The sequence below is a fragment of the Vandammella animalimorsus genome, assembly GCF_002285285.1.
Classification (GTDB): Bacteria; Pseudomonadota; Gammaproteobacteria; order Burkholderiales; family Burkholderiaceae_C; genus Lampropedia; species Lampropedia animalimorsus.
The window spans coordinates 78,730-96,634 of record NZ_NSJF01000004.1 but is presented as its reverse complement, the minus strand read 5'-3'; the positions used below and the strand labels follow the sequence as shown (position 1 = coordinate 96,634).

Annotated in this window: 16 protein-coding genes; 3 read left to right on the top strand and 13 right to left on the bottom strand. The window is 67.6% G+C overall.

What is annotated here, in order from left to right:
- Nucleotides 1-38: 38 nt before the first annotated feature.
- The 12 genes from CK620_RS08760 to glyQ all read right to left on the bottom strand — a co-directional run bounded on the left by CK620_RS08760 (nucleotide 39) and on the right by glyQ (nucleotide 13,331).
- Nucleotides 39-536: an FKBP-type peptidyl-prolyl cis-trans isomerase gene (locus CK620_RS08760; RefSeq protein WP_095542908.1), complete on the bottom strand. Its 498-nt coding sequence runs from the start codon at nucleotides 534-536 to the stop codon at nucleotides 39-41.
- Between the two features lie 100 nt (nucleotides 537-636).
- Nucleotides 637-2,733, bottom strand: coding sequence for an oxidoreductase (locus tag CK620_RS08755; RefSeq protein WP_095549992.1), 2,097 nt, complete (start codon nucleotides 2,731-2,733; stop codon nucleotides 637-639).
- 48 nt (nucleotides 2,734-2,781) lie between these two features.
- On the bottom strand, nucleotides 2,782-3,573 hold the full coding sequence (locus CK620_RS08750; RefSeq protein WP_095550116.1) for an ABC transporter permease: 792 nt from the start codon (nucleotides 3,571-3,573) through the stop codon (nucleotides 2,782-2,784).
- Between the two features lie 4 nt (nucleotides 3,574-3,577).
- A complete protein-coding gene (locus CK620_RS08745) occupies nucleotides 3,578-4,324 on the bottom strand; it encodes an ABC transporter permease (RefSeq protein ID WP_095549991.1) in 747 nt (248 codons plus the stop codon).
- 46 nt (nucleotides 4,325-4,370) lie between these two features.
- Nucleotides 4,371-5,147, bottom strand: a complete 777-nt coding sequence (locus tag CK620_RS08740; RefSeq protein ID WP_095549990.1) for a transporter substrate-binding domain-containing protein — start codon at nucleotides 5,145-5,147, stop codon at nucleotides 4,371-4,373.
- Nucleotides 5,148-5,270: 123 nt separating this feature from the next.
- On the bottom strand, nucleotides 5,271-5,897 hold the full coding sequence (locus tag CK620_RS08735) for a class I SAM-dependent DNA methyltransferase (protein ID WP_095549989.1): 627 nt from the start codon (nucleotides 5,895-5,897) through the stop codon (nucleotides 5,271-5,273).
- Nucleotides 5,894-9,085: an excinuclease ABC subunit UvrA gene (gene uvrA / locus CK620_RS08730; protein ID WP_095549988.1), complete on the bottom strand. Its 3,192-nt coding sequence runs from the start codon at nucleotides 9,083-9,085 to the stop codon at nucleotides 5,894-5,896. Before uvrA ends, CK620_RS08735 begins: the two co-directional genes overlap by 4 nt.
- A gap of 76 nt (nucleotides 9,086-9,161) precedes the next feature.
- On the bottom strand, nucleotides 9,162-11,309 hold the full coding sequence (gene glyS / locus CK620_RS08725; protein WP_095549987.1) for a glycine--tRNA ligase subunit beta: 2,148 nt from the start codon (nucleotides 11,307-11,309) through the stop codon (nucleotides 9,162-9,164).
- Nucleotides 11,310-11,331: 22 nt separating this feature from the next.
- Nucleotides 11,332-11,769 carry a type II toxin-antitoxin system VapC family toxin gene (locus CK620_RS08720; protein ID WP_095549986.1) on the bottom strand — a complete coding sequence of 146 codons (438 nt, stop codon included), beginning with the start codon at nucleotides 11,767-11,769 and terminating at the stop codon, nucleotides 11,332-11,334.
- Nucleotides 11,766-12,044, bottom strand: coding sequence for an AbrB/MazE/SpoVT family DNA-binding domain-containing protein (locus tag CK620_RS08715; protein WP_095549985.1), 279 nt, complete (start codon nucleotides 12,042-12,044; stop codon nucleotides 11,766-11,768). Before CK620_RS08715 ends, CK620_RS08720 begins: the two co-directional genes overlap by 4 nt.
- A 46-nt stretch (nucleotides 12,045-12,090) precedes the next feature.
- A complete protein-coding gene (locus tag CK620_RS08710) occupies nucleotides 12,091-12,411 on the bottom strand; it encodes an antibiotic biosynthesis monooxygenase family protein (protein WP_095549984.1) in 321 nt (106 codons plus the stop codon).
- Nucleotides 12,411-13,331: a glycine--tRNA ligase subunit alpha gene (gene glyQ / locus CK620_RS08705; protein WP_095543314.1), complete on the bottom strand. Its 921-nt coding sequence runs from the start codon at nucleotides 13,329-13,331 to the stop codon at nucleotides 12,411-12,413. Before glyQ ends, CK620_RS08710 begins: the two co-directional genes overlap by 1 nt.
- 600 nt (nucleotides 13,332-13,931) lie before the next feature.
- Here glyQ and CK620_RS08700 point away from each other — a divergent pair.
- Genes CK620_RS08700 through CK620_RS08690 form a run of 3 tightly spaced genes read left to right on the top strand, consistent with a single transcriptional unit; the run spans nucleotide 13,932 to nucleotide 16,752 of the window.
- Nucleotides 13,932-15,218: a COX15/CtaA family protein gene (locus CK620_RS08700; RefSeq protein ID WP_095549983.1), complete on the top strand. Its 1,287-nt coding sequence runs from the start codon at nucleotides 13,932-13,934 to the stop codon at nucleotides 15,216-15,218.
- Nucleotides 15,215-16,129 carry a heme o synthase gene (gene cyoE, locus CK620_RS08695; protein ID WP_095549982.1) on the top strand — a complete coding sequence of 305 codons (915 nt, stop codon included), beginning with the start codon at nucleotides 15,215-15,217 and terminating at the stop codon, nucleotides 16,127-16,129. The genes CK620_RS08700 and cyoE overlap by 4 nt, the downstream gene beginning before the upstream one ends.
- Nucleotides 16,126-16,752 carry an SCO family protein gene (locus tag CK620_RS08690; protein ID WP_095549981.1) on the top strand — a complete coding sequence of 209 codons (627 nt, stop codon included), beginning with the start codon at nucleotides 16,126-16,128 and terminating at the stop codon, nucleotides 16,750-16,752. The genes cyoE and CK620_RS08690 overlap by 4 nt, the downstream gene beginning before the upstream one ends.
- A gap of 122 nt (nucleotides 16,753-16,874) precedes the next feature.
- Here the strand turns inward: CK620_RS08690 and CK620_RS08685 are convergent, their stop codons facing one another.
- Complete coding sequence (locus CK620_RS08685) at nucleotides 16,875-17,897, bottom strand: Bug family tripartite tricarboxylate transporter substrate binding protein (protein ID WP_095549980.1); 1,023 nt, start codon at nucleotides 17,895-17,897, stop codon at nucleotides 16,875-16,877.
- Nucleotides 17,898-17,905: the final 8 nt, after the last annotated feature.

Sequence of the window (17,905 nt, the reverse complement as noted above, 5' to 3'; positions counted from 1 at the left end):
GTTTTTTTCATGCCTGCGTTGGCAGGCCCTGGAGAAGTTCAGTGCTGATGGCCGTGCGCGCCGTGTGCATGGCGGTGCTGAATTTCCTCTGGCGTGGCGGGGCGGATGGCCAGAATGCGCACCACGAAGCGCACGTGCTGGCCGGCCAGCGGGTGGTTGCCGTCGAGCTGCACCTGCTGGCCCTTGATCTTTGCCACGCGCAGCAGCTGTGGCGCGCCATCGGGGCCGGGGCGCTGGACTTGGCCGCCGACTTTGGTGCCTGGCGGCAGCTCGGATTTGTCGATGGTGAGCACCAGGCTTTCGTCGCGCTGGCCAAAGCCGTCGTCAGGCGGCAGGTCGATGGTGGTGGCATGGCCTACGCTCTGGCCTTGCAGGGCGGCCTCGATCTTGGGCAGCAAATTGTCGTAGCCGCCGTGCAGATAGGCGACTTCCTCGGCCTTGGTCTGCATGGGGCGGCCTTTGGCGTCGTCGATGCGGTAGCGGATGGTGACCACAGTGTCGGCCTCGACGCGGGGGGTATTGGTTGGGTTCGTCATGGTGCTGGTGGGTTGAAAGGGTTGGAAAGACAGAAGGATCGATTGTCGGGCCATTGATTGTGGCGCTGCCCCGCTGCCCGTTCAACGAGGGTGAGCAGGTTCAGCGGTAAGCCTCGCAGTCGGGCGCTGGCGTTTGCAGAAGCTGGCGGGCATAGGCATGGCCGGCGTAGTTGGCGGCGGCGATGATGCCGGGGGCCAGGCAGTCGCCGATGCGCTCGACGCTGGCAATGCCGTGTTCGGCCCAGCTGTGGCTGGCCGCTTGCAGGGCCTGCCACAGGCCGTGGTTGGGCAGGCGGGCGGTGACGGGCACCAGGCAGGCGCAGGCGATGGGTTGCAGGCGGCCGCTGTAGACGCAGGCCAGTTCGAGCCGATCGCCCTGCCAGCCGGCCAGCTGGTGCAGCAAGGTGATGTGCACGCCCAGCTCCAGCAGGCGGCGGTGGATGCGCGGCTGCTCCAGCGTGTGTTCGCTCCAGGGCGCGACGATGGGCGCGGGGGTGACGAAGTGCACCTGCAGCCCGGCGCGCGCCAGCAGCTCGGCCAGCACGCTGGCCATGTAGTAGCGGTCGTCGTCGAACACGACCACGGGGCCTTGGGCTGGCGCGCCCTGGGCGTGGTTGGCGGCCAGGGCGGCATGCACGGCGGCCGCGCCCTGTTCGAGCAGGGCATCGACGCCGACCACGCGCGCGGCGTTGGCGCCGCCCAGAAAGGGCAGGGGCTGTCGGTGCACGCGGCCCACGCCGTCGCAGCGCCAGTGCGCGCCAGTGGCGATGGCGACGTGGGTCATGCCAAAGGCGAGCACGTCCTGCGCGCTCAGCGGGCTGTCCAGGTACATCTGCACGTTGCTGGCCTGGCGCAGCTGGCCCAGGCGCCAGTCGCGCACGCGCGCCCAGGTGGCCAGGCCCGGCAGGCGCGCCTCCAGGCTGACGCGCCCGCCCCATTGCCGCGCGGCATCGGCGATGGTGACTTCGGCGCCGCGCTGGGCCAGGGCGCGCGCGGCTTCCAGGCCGGCCGGGCCGCCGCCGACGATGAGCACCGAGGCCGGGCGCGGCAGCGGGGCGATGATTTCCGGGTGCCAGCCTTTGCGCGCTTCTTCGCCGATGGTGGGGTTTTGCGTGCAGCGCATGGGCACGACGGTGTTGTCACCTGCAGTGCAGATGTTGCAGCCGATGCATTCGCGGATCTCGTCGATGCGGCCTTGCTCGATTTTTTGCGGCAGGAAGGGGTCGGCAATGGAGGGGCGGGCTGCGCCCACCAGGTCGAAGATGCCGCTGCGGATGGCGCGCACCATGGCATCGGGCGAGGTGTAGCGGCCCACGCCGACCACGGGCTTGCGCGTGAGGGATTTGACGAAGGCGGTGTAGGGCTCTTGAAAGCCTTCTTGCGCAAAGCGCGCGGTCTGGCTGTCGTTGGCCCAGTTGGAGAGGTTCACGTCCCACAGGTCGGGCTCGTCGGCCAGGGCGGTGATGACGTCGCGGCCTTCACCGTCGTGGGTCAGGCCGTCCTGGCCCAGCAGCTCCTCGACGGCAAAGCGCACGGCCACGGCGCAGGCATCGCCCACGGCCTCGCGGGTGTCGGCCAGCACTTCGCGGAACAGGCGCAGGCGATTTTCGAAACTGCCGCCGTATTCGTCGCTGCGCTGGTTGTAGCGCTTGAGCAAGAAGTGCTGCAGCAGCGTCATGTCGTGCCCGGCATAGACGTAGACGATGTCGAAGCCGGCGCGCTTGGCGCGCAGCGCGGCGTCGCGGTGCCATTGGCGGAAGGCGCGGATGTCGCTCTTGTCCATGGCGTGCGCCTGCACCGGGTCTTCGGTGTCCACCAGCATGTCGGCCGGGCCGTAAGGGGCGATGCGGCTGAGGCGGTTGGCGGTGTGGATGCCGTTGTGCGCCAACTGGATGGCCGCCAGGCTGCCGTGGACGTGGATGGCCTCGGTCAGCGCCTGCAGGCGGTCGATGTCGCGCTCGTCCCACAGGCGCTGCTGGTTGGAGGGGGAGATGTCCGAGGAGGGGTGGATCTCGGTCTCCTGCGTGCTCACAACGCCCCAGCCGCCCTCGGCCTTGATCTGGCGCAGGCGTTGCTCGGCCGCAGGGTAGCGGTGCCCCATGCCGCTGCAATGGGGCACCTGGTAGAAGCGGTTGCGGGTGGTGACGGGGCCGATGCGTACAGGTTCAAAAAGAATGTCGTAGCGGGGGTCTCGCATGGGGCAGAGGGTGCGCTGTGGGTGTGTTCTTGATGCTCTGGGGATGCCTCAGGCCACGGGCTGCAGCCTGCGCTCCAGGCGCCTCAGCAGCAATACCAGCACCAGCGTGAGCAGCAGGTAGATGCCCGCCAGCAGCAGCAGCGGCTCGTAGGTCAGCAGCGTGTTCTGGCGCACCATGTTGATGACGCCATAGGCATCGACCACGGTGATGGTGGCCACCAGCGGGGTGGACTTGAGCTGCAGCACGGTCTCGCCGGCCAGCGTGGGCAGGCTGCGCTGGATGGCGCGCGGCAGCCAGATGCGGCGCCAGACCTGCCAGCGCGTCATGCCGCAGGCCCAGCCGGCCTCCAGCTCGCCCCGGGGCACGCCGACAAAGGCGCCGCGCATGACCTCACCCACGTAGGCGGCGAAGGAGACGGTCAGTGCAAACAGCCCATAGGGCCAGGCCTGGCGCAGATAGGGCCACAGCGCCGAGCTGCGGATTTCCGGGATGAGCGGAAACAGCGAGCCCAGGCCGTAATAAACCAGCCACAGCTGCAGCAGCAGCGGCGTGCCGCGGATCACGGTGCAAAAGCTGCGCGCGGGCAGGCGCAGCCACCAGGGGCCGGCCGCCTGGGCAATGCCCAGCGGCAGTGCAAAGGCAAAGCCCAGCACCACGCTGCCGACCAGCATGGCCAGGCTTACGCCCACGCCGGCCAGCAGCGCCCGGGCGTACTGCGGCACCCAGGCCCATTGGCCTTGCCAGGCAATGGCCGCCAACGCCAGCAAGGCCAGGGCGGCCAGCACGCGCCGATGCGGTTGCCAGAAGGCGGCGGCCTGGCGCTGGGCGCTGTGTGCCATGTGTTCAACCACGTGCGGCCTCCGGGCGCTGGCCACGGCGCGCGCGGCGCTCCAGCGCGGCAAAGAGCTGGTTGGACAGCAAGGTGATGGCCAGGTAGAGCAGCCCGGCGGCGCAGAAGAACAGCAGGTAGGCCTTGGTCGTGCCGGCGGCCTGGCGCGTGGCCAGGGTCAGCTCGGTGAAGCCGGCCACGGCCAGCAGGGCCGTGTCCTTGGTGGCGATCAGCCACAGATTGGCCAGGCCGGGGATGGCAAAGGGCAGCATGCCCGGCAAGGTAATGCGCCACAGCGCCTGGCGCGCACTCATGCCAAAGGCCTGCGCGGCGTCGTGCTCGCCGGGCGCGATGGCCTGAATGGCGCCGCGGATGACCTCGGTGGCGTAGGCGCCCTGCACAATGGCAATGACGGCAATGCCAGCGACCAGGCCGCTGGCCTGCACGCGCCCCATGCCCATCAGCGCCAGCGCGCGGTTGAGCAGATCGGTGCCCAGGTAGTAGAGGATCAGGATGAGGATCAGCTCGGGCATGCCGCGCACGATGGTGGTGTACGCCTCAGCCAGATCGCGCGCCAGCGGCCCGCCGCGCAGCTTGGCCATGGCCCCGCCCACGCCCAGCAGCAAGCCCAGCGCATAGCCGCCGCCGGCAACGATGAGCGAATTGAGCAGGCCCTGCAGCAGCACCTTGCCCCAGCCGGGCGGGGCATAGGCCAGCAGCTGCCAGTCAACGCCGGGCAGGAGCGCAGAGAGAAAATCCATCGCCGTGCGCCAGGTGGCTACAGGTGGCTCATGGGCTCAATGCGGCTTACTGGCCGTAGACGTCGTAGCTGAAGTATTTCTGGGCGATGCGCTGGTATTCGCCGCTGTCGCGCAGCGACTGGATGGCGGCGTTGAGCTGCTCGCGCAGCGCATCCTGGCCCTTGCGCAGGCCAATGCCCACGCCCTGGCCGAGCACGCCGGGGTCGGGCGCGGGGTTGCCGCGCGCCTCGCAGCAGGCCTTGCCGCCGTCGCTCTTGAGGAAGGTTTGCATGGCGTCGGTGTCGGCCATGGTGGCGTCCACGCGGCCGGAGACCAGGTCGCTGTTGGCCTCGTCCTGGTTCTGATAGACCTTGACGGTGGCGCCAGCGGGTGCGAAGTGCTTTTGCGCGTAGGCGGCATGGATGGTGGCCACCTGCACGCCAATGGTCTTGCCTTTGAAGCTGGCCGGGCTCTTGTCCACCGGCACCTCCTTGGCCGAGACGATCAGCGGCGGCACGTCGTAGTACTTGTTGGAGAAGTCGATCTGCTTGCGGCGCTCCTCGGTGATGGACATCGAGGCCATGACCATGTCGATGTGGCCGCCGTTGAGCGAGGGGATGAGCCCGTCCCAGGCCACGGCCGTCACCTCGCAATCGAGCTTGGCGGCCTTGCACACGGCCTGGGCCAGATCGACCTCGAAGCCTTGCCACTGGCCCGAGGGCGAGGGGTAGTACATCGGCGGGTAGGGCTCGGCGGCCACGGCCACTTTCAAGGTCTTGGCCGCGGCGGCGCCAGGCAGGGCAAAGGCCAGTGCGCAGGCCAGCGAGGTCAGCAAGGGCTTCATCGGTGTTTCCTCCTCGTCGTGCGTGGGTCGGTGCGCAGGCCGCACGCCTGCCATGCGGCAGGTTCTTCTTTGCACAGGTTCTGACGTTGGGGCCCGCGCGCGTCTGGCGCAGTGTAGCCAGTTTCAACTGCGGCCGGCAGTCAGTAGAAACAGCGGGTAGTCACGCCCGTTACGGTGTGTCAGGCGGTGGATTTCTTCGAGCTGCACCTGCTCGAAACCGGCCTGCCGGGTCAGGGCTTGCAGGGCCTGGGGATCGAAGCCCAGGTGGTGCACGCCCTTGGCGGCGTTGTCGCCGTGGAAGCTGCCGTCCTCGGCGTACAGGTCCACCAGCGCGATGCGCCCGCCAGGCCGCAGCGCCTGGGCGCAGCCCTGCAGCAGCGCGGCGGTGTCGGGCACGTGGTGCAAGGCCATGCAGCTGACGATGGCGTCGTAGTGGCCGGCCGGCCGGCCCTGCAGGCCGGCTTGCTGCACGGTGTCGATGTTGCTCACATTTTTTTCACGCAGCACGGCCAGCATGTTGGCCGAATGGTCCACGGCGGTGACCTGCGCCACGTGCGGCGCAATCGCCGTGGCCAGCAGGCCGGTGCCGGCGCCGAAGTCCAGCACCCGCTCGTGCGGCGCAAAGGGCACTTGCTGCAGCAGGCGCTGCGCGACGGTGGCCAGCTGCTGGGACATGGGGCGTTGATCCCAATCACGCGCGCTGGCGTCGAAGTGGCTGCTGCTGTCGGGTGGGTGGCGTGGCGCGTTCATGCGGTGCCTGTGCGGTGTGGGGATGCTGGGCCGGGACGCAGATAGCGCTGCAGGTAGCGCCCGGTGTGGCTGGCCGGGTTGGCGGCGATTTGCTCGGGCGTGCCGGTGGCCACGACCTGGCCGCCGCCCTTGCCGCCCTCCGGGCCCATGTCGATGATCCAGTCGGCGGTCTTGATGACGTCCAGGTTGTGCTCGATGACCACGATGGTGTTGCCCGCATCGCGCAGCTGCTGCAGCACCTTGACCAGCAGCGCGATGTCGGCAAAGTGCAGCCCGGTGGTGGGCTCGTCCAGGATGTAGAGCGTGCGGCCGGTGTCGCGCTTGGACAGCTCCAGCGCCAGCTTGACGCGCTGGGCCTCGCCGCCCGAGAGCGTGGTGGCGCTCTGGCCCAGGCGGATGTAGGACAGGCCCACGTCCATCAGCGTCTGCAGCTTGCGCGCGATGGCTGGCACGTCCTGGAAGAAGGCCAGCGCGTCCTCGACCGTCATGTCCAGGATGTCGGCGATGTTGCGGCCCTTCCAGAGCACCTCCAGGGTTTCGCGGTTGTAGCGCCGGCCGTGGCAGACGTCGCAGGGCACGTACACGTCGGGCAGGAAGTGCATCTCCACCTTCACCACGCCATCGCCCTGGCAGGCCTCGCAGCGCCCGCCGGCCACGTTGAAGGAAAAGCGCCCCGGGCCGTAGCCGCGCTCCTTGGCGGTGGGCACCTCGGCCAACAGCTCGCGCACCGGCGTCATCAGCCCGGTGTAGGTGGCTGGGTTGCTGCGCGGCGTGCGGCCAATGGGTGCCTGATCGACGTTGATGACCTTGTCCAGCAGCTCCAGGCCCAGCAGATCCTCGTGCGCAGCCGGTTCGGTGTGGGCCCGGTGCAGGCGCTGGGCCACGGCGGCGTGCAGCGTGTCGTTGACCAGCGTGCTCTTGCCCGAGCCGGAGACGCCGGTGACGCAGGTCAGCAGGCCGATGGGGAAATCCACCGAGACCTGGCGCAGGTTGTTGCCGCACGCACCGACGATGCGCAGCGCCTGCCAGGCGCTGGCATTCGCGTTGGCGTTTGTGGCTGCGTTGGCGTTGGCCCCATCGCCGCCAGTGGGCGCGCCCGCCAGGGCCGGCGCATCGCCCTGGCCCTGCTGGCGCGTCCGCGCGCGGGGGAAGCCCTGGGCCGCATCCCCCGCCGGGGCGCTGGCGGCCGCGGCCTGGGTGGCTGCATCAAGGGGGCGGGGTGGCGTGCGCTGCGCCGGCACTTCGATGCGCAGCCGCCCGCTGAGGTATTGGCCAGTCAGCGAGTGGGGGTGTGCGGCGATCTCCTCGAAGCGGCCCTGGGCCACGACCTGGCCGCCGTGCACGCCGGCGCCCGGCCCCAGGTCGATGATCTGATCGGCCGCGCGCATCATGTCCTCGTCGTGCTCGACCACGATGACGCTGTTGCCGATGTCGCGCAGGTGCTGCAGCGTGGCGATCAGCCGGTCGTTGTCGCGCTGGTGCAGGCCAATGCTGGGCTCGTCGAGCACATACATCACGCCCGTCAGGCCCGAGCCGATCTGGCTGGCCAGGCGGATGCGTTGGGCCTCGCCGCCGCTGAGCGTGTCGGCACTGCGCTCCAGGCTCAGGTAGTTCAGGCCCACGTCGTTGAGAAAGCGCAGCCGCAGCGCAATCTCGCGCACCACCTTGGCGGCAATCTCGGCCTTGGCGCCCTGCAGCTGCAATTGCTCAAACCATTGCTGCGCATCGGCCAGGGTGTCGCGCCCGATGTGGTGGATGGGGCGCGCCTGCGCGCCCTCGCCCAGCATCACGTGCAGCGCCTCGCGCCGCAGCCGCGCGCCGCCGCATTGCGCGCACAGCTGCGTGGTGCGGTATTTGGCCAGCTCATCGCGCACCACGGTCGAATCGGTCTCGCGCCAGCGCCGCTCGATGTTGCGCAGCACGCCTTCGAAGGGGTGGCGGCGCAGCACCGGCTTGCCCTTGCCAGGGCCACTCTCGGCGATGTGGGTGAACTCGATCTCCTCCTGGCCCGAGCCGTACAGCACGATCTCGCGCAGGCGCTGTGGCAGCTGCTCGAACGGCGTGTTGTCGGCATCGAAGCCGTAGTGCGCGCCCAGGCTCTTGAGCAGGCCGAAGTAGTAGCCGTTGCGCCTGTCCCAGCCCTTGATGGCGCCCGCGCCCAGGCTCAGCGTCGGGAAGGCGACGATGCGCGCCGGGTCGAACAGCTCCTGCTGGCCCAGGCCATCGCAGGCCGGGCAGGCGCCCATGGGCGAGTTGAAGGAAAACAGCCTCGGCTCCAGCTCGGCCAGGGTGTAGTCGCACTGCGGGCAGGCAAACTTGGCGCTGAAGCCGTGCTCTGCGCCGCTGTCCATCTCCAGCGCGATGACGCGGCCGCTGGCGTTGGCGCCACCCAGGGCCAGCGCGGCCTCGAAGCTCTCGGCCAGGCGCTGGCGCATATCCGGGCGCACCTTCAGGCGATCGACCACCACGTCGATGTCGTGGCGGTCGTTTTTCTTCAGCTCGGGCAGCTCCTCGTCGGTGACGACCTGCCCATCGACGCGAAAGCGCACATAGCCGCGCGCCTGCATGGCCTCGAACAAATCGCTGAACTCGCCCTTGCGGCTGCGCGCCACCGGCGCCAGGATCATCAGCCGCGTGCCCTCAGGCAGGGCCAGCACGCCATCGACCATCTGGCTGATGGTCTGCGAAGCCAGCGCCACGCCGTGCTCCGGGCAATGCGGCGTGCCCGCGCGGGCGTACAGCAGGCGCAGATAGTCGTTGATCTCGGTGACCGTGCCGACGGTGGAGCGCGGGTTGTGGCTGGTGGCCTTTTGCTCGATGCTGATGGCCGGCGACAAGCCCTCGATCAAATCCACGTCCGGCTTGTCCAGCCGGCCCAGGAACTGGCGCGCATAGGCCGAGAGGCTCTCCACATAGCGCCGCTGGCCTTCGGCATACAAGGTATCGAAGGCCAGCGAGGACTTGCCCGAGCCGGACATGCCGGTGATCACCACCAGCTGATGGCGCGCAATGTCCAGATCGATGTTCTTCAGATTGTGCGTGCGCGCACCACGAATGCTAATGACCCCTGCGCCAAGCCGCTGGCCCAGGTAGGCGCCCTGCGCGGCGCTGGCCGCATGGCCGTCATCGTGCGCCGCAGCAGGTGCAGCAGCCGCAGCGGGGGAAGGATCGGGGCGAGTGGGCTTCATCCAGGCCAGGGGCAAAAAAAATGCAACCCGCGATCATAGCAAGCTGCGGCTGGCCGCCCATGGCGGCGCGCAGCGCTTAGCCTGCCAGGCGCGCCAGATCGGCCACGCGGTTCATGGCCTGGTGCAGCATCTTGAGCAGGCCCAGGCGGTTCAGGCGCAGGTCCATTTGCTCGGCGTTGACCATGACGCCGTCGAAGAAGGCGTCCACCGGCGCGCGCAGCTGGGCCAGGGTTTGCAGGCTGGCGGTGTAGTCGCCAGCCTGGAACTGGCTGTCGGCCTGGGGCAGCACCTGGTTCATGGCGGCGAACAGGGCTTGCTCGGCAGGCTCTTGCAGCAGCACGTCGCTAACGTGTGCGTCCACCGCGCCTTCGGCCTCGGCTTTCTTGAGGATGTTGCCGATGCGCTTGTTGGCCGCAGCCAGCGCGGGGGCCTCGGGCAGCCTGGCGAAGGCGCGCACGGCCGCCAGGGCCTTGGGCATTTCGCCCCACATGGGGCGCGCGGCGATGACGGCATCGGCCTCTTGCACGCTGGCGCCCAGCTCGCGCAAATAGCCGGCGATGCGTTCGTAGATGAAGGCCAGCAGCTGCTCGTTGCTCTTGGCGGCATCGGGCAGCAGGGGGCCGAAGGCCTGGGCGGCGCTGGCCACGGTGGCGGGCAGGTCCAGCGGCAGGCGTTTTTCGACCAGCATGCGGATCACGCCCAGCGCGTGGCGGCGCAGGGCAAAGGGGTCTTTGTCGCCGGTGGGCAGGTTGCCGATGCCGAACATGCCGACCAGGGTTTCCAGCTTGTCGGCCAGGGCGACGACGGTGCCCACGTCGCCGCGCGGCAGTTCGTCGCCGGCGAAGCGGGGTTTGTAGTGGTCTTCAATGGCGAAGGCGATGTCTTCGCTCAAGCCGTCGTGGCGGGCGTAGTAGCCGCCCATGATGCCTTGCAGCTCGGGGAATTCGCCCACCATGTCGGTGAGCAGGTCGGCCTTGGCCAGCATGGCGGCCTGGTCGGCAGCGGCGGCCAGAGCGGGGCCGCCCAAATGCGGGCCCAGTTGTTCACCCAAGGTTTTGGCGATGGCGCGCACGCGCTGCACGCGCTCGCCCTGGGTGCCCAATTTGTTGTGGTAGACGACTTTGGCCAGGCCCTCGACGCGGCTTTCCAGCGTCTTTTTGCGGTCGGTGTCGAAGAAGAATTTGGCATCGGCCAGGCGCGGGCGCACCACGCGCTCGTTGCCGCCGGTGACGGCGCTGGCGTCTTCGGGGCGGATGTTGCTGACCACGAGGAACTGGTGCGTCAGGCGCCCGCCCTCGTCCAGCAGCGGAAAGTATTTCTGGTTGGCCTTCATGGTCAGGATCAGGCATTCCTGCGGCACGTCCAGAAATTCTTTTTCAAACTGGCAGGTGAGCACGTGGGGGCGCTCGACCAATGCGGTCACTTCGTCGAGCAGGGCCTCGTCGTCGATGGGCTTTAGGCCCGCGCCTGCTTTCTGGGCGGCGGCCGCAAGCTGCGCGGCGATGTCGGCGCGGCGCTCGTCAAAGCTGGCGATGACGGCGCCCTGGGAACGCAAGGCTTGGGCGTAGCTGTCGGCGTCGGGCAGTTCGATGGGGTCTTGCTGCGCCTCGAAGCGGTGGCCGTGGGTGGCGCGGCCGGCGGCCAGGCCCAGCGCGGTGACGGGCACGACGGCGCTGCCGTGCAGGGCCACCAGACCGTGCGCGGGGCGCACGAATTGCACGCTGTCCCAGCCGGGCAGGGCGGTGCCGCTGTGCAGCTGGTAGGTCATGACCTTGGGGATGGGCAGTTTGGCAATGGCCTCGTGCAGCGCCTTTTGCAAGGCCACGTCCAGCGTGGCGCCGGTGGCCACGCTGTCGAAGAACAGGGCTTCGGCCTTGCCGTCCATGGCGCGCTGCAACTGCGTCACGGCCTCGGGCCCTGCGCCGATGGCTTGCAGTTTCTTCAGCAGCGCGGGCGTGGGCTGGCCATTCGCATCCAGCCCCACACTGACGGGCATGAGCTTGGTGCGCAGCGGCTTGTCGGCCGCCTTGGCCGCCACGTGCGTGATGTGCGCGGCCAGGCGGCGCGGGCTGGCGTAGGGGGTGACCTGCGAATCGGCCGCCGTCAGGCCCAGGGCCTGGAGCTGCTCAAACAGCTGGCCGGCAAAGGCCTCGCCCAGCTTTTTCAGCGCCTTGGGCGGCAGTTCTTCGACAAAGAGTTCGACGAGGAGGTTGTGTGCGGTCATGAAGAAAAAGGGGGACGGATGTTCAGAAGGCAATGGGCGACAGGCCCAGCTTGCGGGCGGCTTTGTGCATGTCGGCGTCCAGCGTGGCCAGCGCCTGGCAGCTGCTGCGCGCGGCCACGGCCAGGTGCAGGGCGTCGGGGGCGCGAAGGCGGGCGCGGGCGTCGGCGCACAGGCCGGCGGCGGTGTCGAAGTCGGCGGGGGTGATGTCCTCGCTGGGGATGTTGGCCAGCAGGGCGCGCCCTTCCTCCCAGGCGTGCCGCGCCTTGGCCGGGCTGAGCTGGCGTATGCGCTGCTTGACGGCCAGCGCGCTGGCCAGCTCGGTGTGCACCCAGGGCGAGACCAGCAGCTCAGGCCACTGGCGGCCGCCCAGCCATTGCAGGACGCGCTCGGACTCGGGCTCCTTGCACAGCAGCGCCATGAGGATGCTGGTGTCCAGGTACACCCGCTGCGGCGGCGTCATATCTCTTCATCCCGCATCTGGCGCACCACGGACGTGCCCATGGGCATCTTGCGGTGCGAGGCGCGCAGCTGCTCCACCCATTCGGCAGGGGTTTTGCGCCGCGCGGCCGGTGCGGCTACGGGCTTGATGAGAAGCCCGCCCGTGGGCAGGCCGGTGATTTCCACCTTGGCGTTCTTGTCGCCACCCAGATAGGCAAGCAGCTCGGCCGGGATGCGCAGGCCGGTGCTGTTGCCCCATTTGCTCAGCTGGGTTTGCATGGCGTGGCTGGTTGGCATGGCAGGCTCCCTGATGGTTTATACGTGGCGGTCAATTGTATATACGTCAGAGGCCCTTGCCCAGCACGTGCTGGTAATGCAGCACGGTGGGGAAGGGGTCGTAGAAGTGGTGGAGCAAGGCCTTCCACTGCTGGTATTGGGGAGAGCCGCAAAAGCCTTCGGTGTGGTCTTGCAGGCTGCGCCAGCGCACGAGCAGGGCATATTGGTGATCGTGCTCCAGGCAGCGTTGCAGTTCATGCCCCAGGTAGCCGGGCATGCCGGCAATGATGGTCTGCGCCTGGGCAAAGGCAGCCTCGAAGGCGGCGGCCTGGCCAGGGCGCACCTGGAGCATGGCGATTTCGAGCACGCCGTCTTGCGCCGGGGGCATCATGCAGCTTTGATCTCGATCTGCTCCACCCACTCGCGCGGCGCCAGCGGAAAGCCCAAGCGCGCGCGGCTGTCGTAATAGCTTTGCGCCACGGCGCGCGCCAGGTTGCGGATGCGGCCGATATAGGCGGCGCGCTCGGTCACGGAAATGGCCCCGCGCGCGTCCAGCAGGTTGAAGGTGTGGGCGGCCTTGAGCACCTGCTCATACGCGGGCAGCGCCAGCTGCTCGGCCATCAGGTGCTGGGCCTGTTTTTCATGCGCGGCGAAGGCGGTGAACAGGAAGTCGGCGTCGCTGTGCTCGAAGTTGTAGGTGGACTGCTCCACCTCGTTCTGGTGGTAGACGTCACCGTAGGTCAGGCGCGTGCCGTCAGGCTGCTCGGTCCAGACCAGGTTGTAGACGTTGTCCACCCCTTGCAGGTACATGGCCAGGCGCTCCAGGCCGTAGGTGATCTCGCCGGTGGCGGGCTTGCAGTCGATACCGCCGACTTGCTGGAAGTAGGTGAATTGCGTCACCTCCATGCCGTTGAGCCAGACTTCCCAGCCCAGGCCCCAGGCGCCCAGCGTGGGGTTCTCCCAGTCGTCCTCGACGAAGCGGATGTCGTTCTTCTTCAGATCAAAGCCCAGCGCCTGCAGGCTGCCCAGGTACAGGTCGAGGATGTTGGCCGGCGCGGGCTTGAGCACCACCTGGTACTGGTAGTAGTGCTGCAGGCGGTTGGGGTTGTCGCCGTAGCGCCCGTCCTTGGGGCGGCGGCTGGGCTGCACGTAGGCGGCCTTCCACGGCTCGGGGCCGATGGCGCGCAGGAAGGTGGCGGTGTGGCTGGTGCCCGCGCCCACTTCCATGTCGTAGGGCTGCAGGAGGGCGCAGCCCTGGTCGGCCCAGTACTGTTGGAGCTTGAGAATGATTTGCTGGAAGGTGAGCATGGCGGGGGCGAAAAAGCTGGATATGCAGGCTGCTTTGGCCTTGGTGACAGGGCAGGCCTCGTGTGCGGCTGCATGCGGTGTCTGCCAGCCTGGGCGCGGTGCCGAGCCTGGGCAATGGCATCGGTGAGCATGAGCAGTCTGGGCCTTGCCAGTGGCCAGGGAAACGCGCGATTTTACGCTCTGGCACTATCCGTGAAATCAACGGAGCACTCCTGCGCAAGGCGGCTGGCAGGTATGGCGCGCATGCCAAGCCAGATGCCCCCTGGGCAAGGTCATGGGTTGGAATGCGGCAAAATAGCGCCTTTTTCCGCCGACCTTACCCGCTTGCCTTGATCCGGCCGCGCTGCCGGGTGCCTGGGCACTTCAAGCCGCTTTCTGCATGTGCATGTAAGTGCCGATGGAACAGAGTTTCCCTAAAGCTGCCTTCTGCCAAATCCCGAGAGTCAAACGCGCATCTGCAGCTTGTGCAGTCGGTAAACGCCTTCGCGGAGATTCTGAACTGGCGCTGGCTGGTGAGCTTGTGGCGGGAGGGCGGGCGCTGCATCGCTGGGTTGCGCGCTGCCATCGTTGCGCACCTGGCGCTGCGGCATGAGAAATGCCATGGATACCGACATCGCCTTGTACGACTGGAGCCCCTTGCTGCATTTGCTGCTGGTAGGGGCTGCTGTGGCCGCCCTGCCTTTGCTGTGGGTGTGGCGGCGCCACCGTGCGCGCGGCACGCGCGGCGTCATGTATGCGCTGACGCTGATGACGTTGGTGCTGACTTTTGACTTGGTGATGTTTGGCGCCTTCACCCGCTTGACCGACTCTGGCCTGGGCTGCCCGGATTGGCCCGGTTGCTACGGTCATGCCAGTCCGGTAGGGGCGCAAGAGCAGATCAGCGCGGCGCAGCAGGCGCAGCCCGATGGGCCAGTGACGCACAAAAAGGCCTGGATCGAGATGGTGCACCGCTACCTGGCTACTGGCGTAGGGGCCTTGATCGTGGTGCTGACGGCGCTGGCCTGGCGATATTGGTTGCGCTGGGGCCGACAGGGCGAGGCCGACCCGGTGGCGCAGGCGCTGGCCGATGACCCGGATGCCATCGACGCCGCAGGCGCGCCGCAGGCGCTGCGCAAGCCGGTGCACCCCATCTGGCCCACGCTGACGCTGCTCTGGGTGTGCCTGCAAGGGGCGTTTGGCGCCTGGACGGTGACGATGAAGCTCTTGCCAGCCATCGTGACATTGCATTTGCTGGGGGGCATGGTGTTGCTGGCATTGCTGGGCCTACAAGCGGCCTGGTGGCAGCATCGTGTCACAGGCCGGCGGCCTGTCGCGGTGCGGCCTGGGTACATGTTGCTGGCGTCGCTGGTGTTCGTGGCGTTGTTCGTGCAGATTGCGCTGGGCGGTTGGGTCAGCACCAACTACGCAGTGCTGGCTTGCAGCACCTTCCCCGATTGCAACGGCGCTTGGTGGCCGCAAATGGATTTGCGCCAGGGCTTCACCATCTGGCGCGAGCTGGGTCATCAGGGCGATGGCGGGCTCATCACGTTTGAGGCATTGGTGGGCATCCACTACGTGCATCGTTTGTTTGCGTTGGCGCTGCTGATGTTGGGGGGCTGGTTGGTGGCAGTGCTGTGGCGCCACAGCGCGCCATTGCGCCGGCTGGCCCAGTGGCTGCTGGTGCTGCTGGTGCTGCAGCTGCTGACGGGGCTTTCCAACGTGGTGCTGGATTGGCCCTTGCTGGTGGCGGTTTTGCACACTGGTGGGGCCGGGGCGTTGGTCGTGGTGCTGACGCGGGTGCTGGCCAGCATGAGGATGGCCAAGGTATGCGGGACAACGCCGTTTTTCACTGAATCCAACCTGGCTCGCCAGGTCGATACGCGCCGCAATAAAAGGGGGCAGGCATGAATGAGGCCGCTTTGCCGCTGCCGCAGCGTTCGCGCTGGTCGCAATTTTGGGTGTTGACCAAGCCACGCGTGGTGCAACTGATCGTATTTTGTGCCCTGATCGGCATGTTGCTGGCCATCCCCGCCGTGCCTGACGGGCCGCAGATGATGCGCATCGTGCTGGCCGGCCTGGGGATTTGGATGGTGGCCTCGGCCGCTGCGGCCTTCAACTGCCTGGTGGAAAAAACCATCGACGCGCGCATGAAGCGCACCGCCTGGCGGCCCACGGCGCGTGGCGAGCTGCCCGACTGGCAGGCGCTGGTGTTTTCCGCGCTGCTGTGCACGGCAGGCAGCGCGCTGCTGTGGGTGACGGTGAATACCTTGACGATGTGGCTGACGCTGGCGACTTTCGTCGGCTATGCGGTGATCTACACCGTCGTGCTCAAGCCCATGACGCCGCAGAACATCGTCATCGGCGGTGCATCCGGCGCCATGCCGCCAGTGCTGGGCTGGGCGGCAATGCGCGGTGAGGTCGGGGCTGAGGCCTTGGTGCTGTTTCTCATCATCTTTTTGTGGACGCCGCCGCATTTCTGGGCCTTGTCGCTGTATCGGATTGAGGACTACCGCCAATCGGGCCTGCCGATGATGCCCATCGTGCACGGCCCGCGCCATACGGCCATGCAGGCCTTTTTCTACACGCTGGTGCTGTTTGCCGCCTGCATGCTGCCCGTGGCATTGGGCATGAGCGGGCTGTTCTATGCCATGGTCGCGGCCGTGCTCTGCGCGGTGTTCTGCGTCTACGGCTGGTATTTGTGGCGCGATTATTCGGATGCGCTGGCGCGGCGCATGTTCCGCTGGTCCTTGTGGCATTTGAGCGGCGTGTTTGCCTCATTGCTCATCGACCATTACCTGAGAATTGGAGGTCTTCTATGACGGCGTGCAAGCCTGTGCGTGCATTGCGCTCGCGGCTGCTTGCGGCAGCGCTGGTCGGCGCGGCCCTGCTGGGGCTGGCTGGCTGTACCGGCAGCGAGCCAGCGGCCAAGTTCCACACTCTGGACATCAGCGGCGTGGACTATGCCAAGGGCTTTTCCATGCCCGATGCGCATGGCCAGCAGCGCAGCCTGGCCGACTTCGCCGGCAAGGTGGTGTTCGTCTATTTCGGCTTTGCGCAATGCCCGGACATTTGCCCTACAACCATGCTGGAGATGGCCGAGGTCAAGAAACTGCTGGGTGAGGATGGCGACAAGCTGCAAATCGTCTTCGTCACTGTAGACCCCGAGCGTGACACCCCTGAGGTCATGCGCGCCTACATGGAAAGCTTCGACCCGCAGGCGGTGGCGCTGGTCGGCAGCGCCGAGCAAGTGGCTGCCATGGCGCGCGACTTCAAGGTCTTCTACGAGAAAAAGCCCGGCAGCACGCCCGATACCTACACCATCGACCACTCGGCCTCCGGCTACATGTACGACCCACAGGGCCGGCTGCGCCTTTACGTGCGCTATGGCACCCCGGTGGATCAGATCGCCGCCGACGTGCGCCAACTGCTGCAAGGGCGTTGAGCACAAGGCCTGCACGCATCCAGCGCGCCTCTACAACAGCTTTCAGCTGCGCAATGAGCGCTGCGCTGCGAACATCCATCCAGCATCAACGGCGCCTGCCCGCTGTGGCAGGCGCGGCGGCTTCAGCCTGAAATCTGGATGTCCTGCTCGCGGATGATGTCGCCCAGTGCCTGGGTGTCGGCGGCGATGCGTTGGCGCAGCGCGGCGACGCTGGTGTCTTGAACCACCCAGCCCTGGGCCAGCAGTTTTTGCTGCACCTCGGGCAGGGCCAGCGCCTTGCCTACGGCCTCGCGCAGCTGCGCCTGAATGGCTTCGGGCATGTGCGCTGGTGCGGCCACGGCATTCCAGACCTCCAGATCCAGCCCTTGCACGCCCAGCTCCTGCAGGCTGGGCAAGTCGCCGGTGAGCGGGCTGCGCGCGGCGCTGGTGATGCCAATCAGCGCCACCGTGCCGGCCTTTTGCTGCGCCAGCGCCGTGGCCGGCGGCAGCAGCGCCATTTGAATCTCGCCACTGACGATGGCCTGCAGCGCCTGCGGATTGCCCTGGTAGGGCACATGCACTGGGGCAATGCCGGTGCGGCTCTTGAGCAGCTCCATGCCCAAATGGGCCACCGTGCCAATACCGGGCGAGCCGTAGTTCCATTGGCTGCCTGCCTCGCGCGCCTTGGCCAGGAATTGCGCCGGGCTCAAATCCTTGGCCAGTGCGGCATTCACCGTCAGTACGTAGGGGGCCGTGCCAATCAGCGCGATGGGGGCCAAATCCTTGTGTGGATCGAAGCCCAGCTTGGGGTTGAGCAGGCGGGCAATGGTCATGTTGCCATTGATGAGCACGCCAATGGTGTGTTCATCGCGGGCGCGCGCCAGCGCTGCCGTGGCCACATTGCCCCCTGCGCCGGGGCGGTTTTCCACCACCAGCGGTTGTCGATTGGCCAGGAACTGGCCCAGGTGCTCGGCCAACAGGCGCGCAGTCAAATCTGGCGAGGTGCCACCAGGAAAGCCGACCATCAGCGTCACCGGGCGGCTGGGCCAAGATGCGTGATCGGCGGCACTGGCCAGTGGCCAGTGCAGGCCTGGCAGGGCCGCCAGGCCCAGGGCGCTGCTGCGCAGCAGTTGGCGACGGGAGAGGGGAAGGCGGGAGTCGTTCATGGGTGGAC

Coding starts and splice junctions, on each gene's coding strand:
- CK620_RS08760 (WP_095542908.1), bottom strand. CDS start 536: ATGACGAACCCAACCAATACCCCCCGCGTCGAGGCCGACACTGTGGTC.
- CK620_RS08755 (WP_095549992.1), bottom strand. CDS start 2,733: ATGCGAGACCCCCGCTACGACATTCTTTTTGAACCTGTACGCATCGGC.
- CK620_RS08750 (WP_095550116.1), bottom strand. CDS start 3,573: ATGGCACACAGCGCCCAGCGCCAGGCCGCCGCCTTCTGGCAACCGCAT.
- CK620_RS08745 (WP_095549991.1), bottom strand. CDS start 4,324: ATGGATTTTCTCTCTGCGCTCCTGCCCGGCGTTGACTGGCAGCTGCTG.
- CK620_RS08740 (WP_095549990.1), bottom strand. CDS start 5,147: ATGAAGCCCTTGCTGACCTCGCTGGCCTGCGCACTGGCCTTTGCCCTG.
- CK620_RS08735 (WP_095549989.1), bottom strand. CDS start 5,897: ATGAACGCGCCACGCCACCCACCCGACAGCAGCAGCCACTTCGACGCC.
- uvrA (WP_095549988.1), bottom strand. CDS start 9,085: ATGAAGCCCACTCGCCCCGATCCTTCCCCCGCTGCGGCTGCTGCACCT.
- glyS (WP_095549987.1), bottom strand. CDS start 11,309: ATGACCGCACACAACCTCCTCGTCGAACTCTTTGTCGAAGAACTGCCG.
- CK620_RS08720 (WP_095549986.1), bottom strand. CDS start 11,769: ATGACGCCGCCGCAGCGGGTGTACCTGGACACCAGCATCCTCATGGCG.
- CK620_RS08715 (WP_095549985.1), bottom strand. CDS start 12,044: ATGCCAACCAGCCACGCCATGCAAACCCAGCTGAGCAAATGGGGCAAC.
- CK620_RS08710 (WP_095549984.1), bottom strand. CDS start 12,411: ATGCCCCCGGCGCAAGACGGCGTGCTCGAAATCGCCATGCTCCAGGTG.
- glyQ (WP_095543314.1), bottom strand. CDS start 13,331: ATGCTCACCTTCCAGCAAATCATTCTCAAGCTCCAACAGTACTGGGCC.
- CK620_RS08700 (WP_095549983.1), top strand. CDS start 13,932: ATGGATACCGACATCGCCTTGTACGACTGGAGCCCCTTGCTGCATTTG.
- cyoE (WP_095549982.1), top strand. CDS start 15,215: ATGAATGAGGCCGCTTTGCCGCTGCCGCAGCGTTCGCGCTGGTCGCAA.
- CK620_RS08690 (WP_095549981.1), top strand. CDS start 16,126: ATGACGGCGTGCAAGCCTGTGCGTGCATTGCGCTCGCGGCTGCTTGCG.
- CK620_RS08685 (WP_095549980.1), bottom strand. CDS start 17,897: ATGAACGACTCCCGCCTTCCCCTCTCCCGTCGCCAACTGCTGCGCAGC.